5 protein-coding genes and 1 pseudogene are annotated in these 6,015 nt (G+C 67.3%); 5 read left to right on the top strand and 1 reads right to left on the bottom strand.

The window, feature by feature from the left end:
* Positions 1–406 precede the first annotated feature (406 nt).
* Together NP4_RS43000 and NP4_RS37030 are read left to right on the top strand one after the other, a co-directional pair.
* Positions 407–538 carry a hypothetical protein gene (locus tag NP4_RS43000; RefSeq protein ID WP_255285628.1) on the top strand — a complete coding sequence of 44 codons (132 nt, stop codon included), beginning with the start codon at positions 407–409 and terminating at the stop codon, positions 536–538.
* Positions 539–694: 156 nt separating this feature from the next.
* Positions 695–1,540 (top strand): serine hydrolase, encoded by an 846-nt coding sequence (locus NP4_RS37030; RefSeq protein ID WP_114755538.1) that lies wholly within the window; start codon positions 695–697, stop codon positions 1,538–1,540.
* Positions 1,541–1,543: 3 nt separating this feature from the next.
* Here NP4_RS37030 and NP4_RS37035 read toward each other — a convergent pair whose 3' ends face one another.
* Positions 1,544–2,995: a cytochrome P450 gene (locus tag NP4_RS37035; protein WP_068008365.1), complete on the bottom strand. Its 1,452-nt coding sequence runs from the start codon at positions 2,993–2,995 to the stop codon at positions 1,544–1,546.
* Between the two features lie 56 nt (positions 2,996–3,051).
* On the opposite strand from NP4_RS37035, the gene NP4_RS37040 reads away from it, so the two are divergent.
* From NP4_RS37040 to NP4_RS37050, 3 genes and pseudogenes are all read left to right on the top strand, one after another.
* Positions 3,052–3,702 carry a TetR/AcrR family transcriptional regulator gene (locus NP4_RS37040; protein WP_169813858.1) on the top strand — a complete coding sequence of 217 codons (651 nt, stop codon included), beginning with the start codon at positions 3,052–3,054 and terminating at the stop codon, positions 3,700–3,702.
* Between the two features lie 93 nt (positions 3,703–3,795).
* Positions 3,796–5,244 carry an NAD(P)/FAD-dependent oxidoreductase gene (locus NP4_RS37045; RefSeq protein ID WP_068008370.1) on the top strand — a complete coding sequence of 483 codons (1,449 nt, stop codon included), beginning with the start codon at positions 3,796–3,798 and terminating at the stop codon, positions 5,242–5,244.
* A 156-nt stretch (positions 5,245–5,400) separates the two neighbouring features.
* Positions 5,401–6,015, top strand: a pseudogene (locus tag NP4_RS37050) (hypothetical protein); the annotation flags it as partial.

Raw genomic sequence — 6,015 nt, forward strand, 5'->3', positions numbered from 1 at the left:
ACCGCCCGCCGGATGCCTCGTGGTTGCCTGTCGTCGGCCGATCCTACAAACTCGGCGGGCCCGAACCGCGCCACGACTCGGACTTCCGACGACATACCGTGTGGTATGAGACCGGCTACCGATCCGCAAGAGGTGTTCACCACACATTTGACCGAATTGCCGCACATTTACCAAATTTCCAGCAACACAATCGAATCCGCCCATCAGACCACGCCGGGAAACTTGGCCGCAATTCGCCACCGCGTGTCATACCGAATGCGCGGGTGCGGTGTGCCACAGTGCTCTGCGGGGAGGGATGGGAGCAGAGTTTTTCGAAAGGCTGGTTCGGTTCATGACAGCGACGGTGACGCCCCTTGTACCCAGATCAGGGTTCACGGTCCGCCGAGTCGGAGACCGGTGGGAGTTGGTGAACTCCCGCCACTACGGACGCACCGCCGTTCTCCACACCTGGCCCCGCGACGGCCACACCGAGGCGTTCGAACACTGCTACCGCCTCAACGGCCGTAGCGTCGAGGAATTACAGGCCGCCTTCCACTGAGCCGCGATGTCCGAAAACCGCTGCGCCGCAACAATGTCCGATTCGATGGCGGTGTGTTCGCGAGCGAAGGGCATAGCGTGCGAAATCGGATCTTTTTGCTAAGGTGCGTGCGTGCGTTATCCCCGCAGCGCCGCGCGCGCCAACCGACCCACGCGCATGGCCGCAGGCGCCTGCGCCTTCGCCGCCACCGTGCTCATCGCGGGCGCGCCCGCCCTGCAGGCCGGCCCGGCCTCGGCCGTCCCGGTCCGCACCGAGGGCTGCGCCGACGGATTCGACTGCGATATGAGCGCCCGCATCAAGAAGGTGGACGCGTACCTGTCCGGCCGCCCGGGCGTGGTCGGCTACGTCGTGCGTGACCGCGTCACCGGCGCGGTGCACAGCAACGGCAATGCCGACACCCCGTTCTGGACCGCGTCGACCATCAAACTCGCCATCGCCGAGGATCTGCTCAACCGCGCTCGCGTCGGCGCGATCGCGCTCACCCCGCAGGATCGCGGGCTGCTGGAGTCCATGCTGGCGACCTCCAACGACAATGCCGCCGATGTGCTCTGGGCCAAGTTCTCCGGCCCGGACCACCGCGCGTTCAACAACGCCTTCGTCGCCAACGGCATGGCCTCGCTGGATCCGAAGCCGACGCCGCCCGGACGCGCGTTCCCGGACTGGGGTTTCCAGCAGTGCACCCCCGCCGATCTCGATCGCCTGATGAACAACGTGCTCGATCACATGCACCCCGACGATCGCGGCTACCTGCTCGATCGCATGCGCAATGTGGACGCCAATCAACACTGGGGCGTCTGGGGCGCGGGCGCGGCCATGCGCCCGGGCCTGAAGAACGGCTGGTCCGACGAGCAGGGCGGCTGGGTGGTCAACTCGGTCGGCTTCGCGGGTCCGGACGAGCGCTACACACTGGGCATCATGAACTACCTCGGCGATCAGGGCGGCTACGCCGACGGTGAGCAGACCACCACGCGCGTGGCGGAAATCCTGTTCAGCGGACGCTGATTCTCACCTGCGGCGCAACAGCATCGGCGCGCCGTCGCGCGGGAACGGGATCGTGGTGAATCCCCACGGCATGAGATAGCCGTCGGGGATTCGCCATTCGTAATCGCGGACCATCGCGGCGATGATCACCTTCACCTCGTTCACGCCGAAATGCATGCCGATGCATTTGTGCGCGCCCGCGCCGAACGGCATCCACGCCAGCCGATGCGATTTGTCCTCCCGGCGTGGCTCGGCGAAGCGTTCGGGATCGAAACGCGCGGGATGCGACCATAATTCGGGTAGTAGATGGTTGACGCCGTAGGCCACGTCCACATGTGTGCCCGCGGGCACATAGTGTCCGGCGATCTCGGTATCGCGCACCGCCCGGCGCACCAGCCCGGGCACCGGCGGCACCAACCGCAGGCTCTCCTTGATCACCAGATCCAGATCGCGCAGCCGGTCCAGATCCGCGATGGCCGGTGTGTCGCCGACCTCCTCGCGCAGGGCCAGCGCCTCCGCCCGCACCCGCTGCTGCCAATGCGGATGTCGGCCCAGGTAATACGCGACGGCGGTCGCGGTGGTGGTCGTCGTATCGTGCGCGGCCATGATCAGGAAGATCATGTGATTGACCACGTCGGCGTCGGAGAACACCTCGCCGTCCTCGGTCCGGGCATGGCACAGCGCGGAGAAGAAATCGGCCCCCTCGGAACGACGCTTGGCCGGGATCATCCGAGTGAAGTACTCCTCCAGCACCTTTCGCCCGCGCAGCCCGGCCCGCCACGCACCGCCGGGCACGGGATGGCGAACCATCGACAGCGCCGCGTGCGTGCAATCGAGGAAGGCCGCGCCGAGGCGCTGGCGTTCCGGTCCGGCCTGCACGCCCATGAACGTCTCGGCCGCGATCTCGAGGGTGAGATCCTTGATCGTCGGATACAGCCGCACCCGGCGGCTCGAATCACTCACCCAGCGCGCGATGGCGGTGTCGACCACCGGAGCCAGATGCGCCAGATGAGTTTCCAGGCGTTCGCGGGTGAACGCCTGCTGCATGATCCGTCGGTGGAACATGTGCTCGGAGAATTCGAGCAGCAGCAGACCGCGGCCGAAGAACGGACCGATGAAATAGTCCCAGCCCTGACCGAAATCGGCTCGCCGCTTGCCGATCACCTCGTCGGTGGCCTGCGGTCCGGCCACGAAGATGTGGTCGATGCCCAGGGCCGGGCTGTAGCTCACCGGGCCGTAGCGGTGATAGCGATGCAGCAATTCGGCTGGGCCCCACCGCAGATACTGCAGGGTGCGGCCGATATAGGGCAGACCGCCGTCGCCGCGGACCGGACGCAGTCCACTGCCGGATCGCGGCTCGGCGAGGATCTGCTCGCGCTCGGGCATCAGCCGCAACAGTCGATCGAGCGGATGACGGCCGGTGACCTCGAGAAATCCGATGTTCTCGCGGTCGGCTCGGGGGTCGACGCTGACCATGACCTCACCCTCCCTCTAAAAAGTACACCTTGTACTTTAACGGTAGAGTGGGCGCTGTGACAAGAGACACAGTGCGTCCGCGTCGGCGCGGACGTCCGCCGGGCCCGCCCCTGGACCCGGCTCGGCGGCGCACCGAAATCCTCACGGCCGCAGAACGAGTCGTCGCGCGCACCGGGACGCCACTGACCGTCGCCGAGATCGCGACCGAGGCCGGATACGCCCGCACCGCGGTCTACGCGGTCTTTCCCGATATGACCGCGTTGGTCGACGCGCTCGCCGAACGTCATATGGAGGCGCTCATCGGCGCGGCCGACGCGATCCTGGCCCAGCCGCTGCCCGGGCGCGATCTCGTTCGCGCCCTGGTCCAATTGATCTGCGACTTCGTCGACGGCAATCCGAATCTGCACCACCTGCTCATGCAGCGCCTGCAATCCGACGATCCGGCCGGACATCGCCGCCCGTTCTTCGCCCGCGCCGCCGACTGGGCGGCCTCGGTGCTCGCGCGACTGCTGGTCGCCGTCGACGCCGATCCCGCCCCGGCGCGGGTGTGGGCGACGGCGACCGTCGGCGCGATCCTGATGTCCGCCGAGGACTGGGGCAGCCGGGCCGATCGCGATCGCGGCGAATTCGTCGATCGGCTGACCGCGTTCCTGTGGCCGCCGCTGGCCGAGGTGGGCGCCGATCGGTTCGTCGGCCCGTTGCCATGAGACGCGCCGAATGGAGGTCGAAGTGACCGGAATTGGGTAAGCCGACTACCGTTAGCCCTGTTGTAGACCGAATTGCGCGGCGGAGGAGCGAAAATGACGGGAGCGGCTGTCGAGAAGCGGCGCCATCGAGTGGTGGTGATCGGATCCGGCTTCGGCGGCTTGTTCGCCTGCAAGCATCTGAAGAACGCCGACGTCGATGTCGTATTGATCTCCAAGACCTCCACCCACCTGTTCCAGCCGCTGCTGTATCAGGTGGCCACCGGCATCCTGTCCACCGGTGAGATCGCCCCGGCCACCCGCATCGTGCTGCGCAAGCACCACAACACCCAGGTCATCCTCGGCGAGGTCACCCATATCGATCTGGCCGCGAAGACGGTCACCTCGCGATTGCTCAACGAGGACACCGTCACCGAATTCGACAGCATCATCCTCGCCACCGGCGCGCAGCAGTCCTACTTCGGCAACGACCGCTTCGCCACCTACGCGCCGGGTATGAAGACCATCGACGACGCGCTCGAACTGCGCGCCCGCATTCTCGGATCCTTCGAGGAGGCCGAGGTGGCCAAGACCCAGGAGGAGCGCGATCGCTTCATGACCTTCGTGGTCGTGGGCGCGGGCCCCACCGGCGTCGAATTGGCCGGGCAGATCGCCGAACTCGCCGATCGCACGCTGGTCGGCTGCTTCCGCAACATCGATCCGCGCGACGCCCGGGTGATCCTGCTCGAGGGTGCGGGCGCGGTGCTCGCGCCGATGGGCCCCAAACTGGGCAGTATCGCGCAGCGGCGACTCGAGAAGATGGGCGTGGAGATTCAGCTCAACGCCATGGTCACCGATGTCGACGCGCGCGGTGTGGTCGTCAAGGACAAGGACGGCAGCCAGCGACGCATCGAGGCGGCGTGCAAGGTGTGGTCGGCGGGTGTGCAGGCCAGTTCGCTGGGCAAGCTGGTCGCCCAGCAGTCCGACGGGACCGAGGTCGATCGGGCCGGACGCGTGATCGTGGAGCCGGACCTCACCATCAAGGGGCATCCGAACGTCTTCGTGGTCGGCGATCTGATGTCGGTGCCGGGCGTACCCGGCCAGGCGCAGGGCGCGATCCAGGGCGCGACCTACGCGGCCAAGCAGATCAAGGCCGAGGTCGCCGGTAAGCAGACTCCCGAGCAGCGCAAGCCCTTCCACTACTTCAACAAGGGTTCGATGGCCACCGTGTCGCGGTTCTCCGCGGTGTGCCAGATCGGCAAACTCGAGTTCGGCGGCTTCCTCGCCTGGCTCATCTGGCTGGTGCTGCATCTGTACTACCTCATCGGCTATCGCAGCCGCGTCGTCACCGTGTTCCAGTGGTTCGTGGCCTTCCTGGGCCGCAACCGCGGTCAGATGGCGGCCACCGAGCAGTGGGTGTTCGCCCGCCTTGCCATGGAGGCGATGAACGGCAACGAGGAGGATCGCCGCGAAGTCCGCGGCGAATTGGGCGAAAATGCCGCGGATGCAGGCAAATCCGGGGCGAACCAAACGCCCAGTCCGTCGGCGGGCCGCAGCGCCGTCTGAATTTGTTGCAATTGTCCTGGTGACCCGACCCATCCACGGTAGTGGGTGGGTCCGAATGTTCGACGTTGGTTGGATATTCGCGAAGAAAGGTCCCACATGGGCAAATGCCAACCGGTGCTGCCGGTTTCGCGCCCTCGTCGACTTCTCACCGGGGCGGTGGCCGGTGCCTTACCACTCCTGGTCGTCGCGGCCGCCGGTGGTTCGGCCGCGGCGACCCTCCCCCTCGACGAGACCACGCCCATCGCATTCGAGTCCGCCGCCGCGATCGCTCCGGCCGCGTCGGCTCCGATCGGCGCGGCCCCCGTCGGTACAACCGCCTTGGAAGCGACGTCGCCCGGTCCCGCATCGGCCGACTCCGCGCCGGTCGATACGAATCCGGCCGATTCGGCCGCATCCGTCGATCCCGCTGTGGTAGAGCGTAATTCGCCCGCCGGAATGCGACTCGAACCGCCCCGCGCCCCGCTGGCCGGGGTCGAGGTCGAGGCGCTACATCTGCCCGATCCGACCCGGTTGGCGACCGTCGCGCCCATCCAGGCCCCGGCGGGCAAGCTGCGCTTCGGCGATACGCGGGTCGACATTCCGGGCTGGCTACCGCCGGAGGCCGCGACGACCGTCAACGATGTCTCCGCCCAGGCCGAGGCGCAGTTGGCGAGCACGCTCGACGCGGCCGGATTCGCACCGAGCCGGTCGGATCGGATCGCGGCCGAGACCCTCGGCACGGCGGCGGTCGGCGCGGCCGTGGGCGCGGCGGCGGCGAGTCCGCTGGCCGTG

This window comes from Nocardia pseudobrasiliensis NBRC 108224, assembly GCF_001613105.1.
GTDB classification, from domain to species: domain Bacteria; phylum Actinomycetota; class Actinomycetes; order Mycobacteriales; family Mycobacteriaceae; genus Nocardia; species Nocardia pseudobrasiliensis.

Coding starts and splice junctions, on each gene's coding strand:
- NP4_RS37030 (WP_114755538.1), top strand. CDS start 695: ATGGCCGCAGGCGCCTGCGCCTTCGCCGCCACCGTGCTCATCGCGGGC.
- NP4_RS37035 (WP_068008365.1), bottom strand. CDS start 2,995: ATGGTCAGCGTCGACCCCCGAGCCGACCGCGAGAACATCGGATTTCTC.
- NP4_RS37045 (WP_068008370.1), top strand. CDS start 3,796: ATGACGGGAGCGGCTGTCGAGAAGCGGCGCCATCGAGTGGTGGTGATC.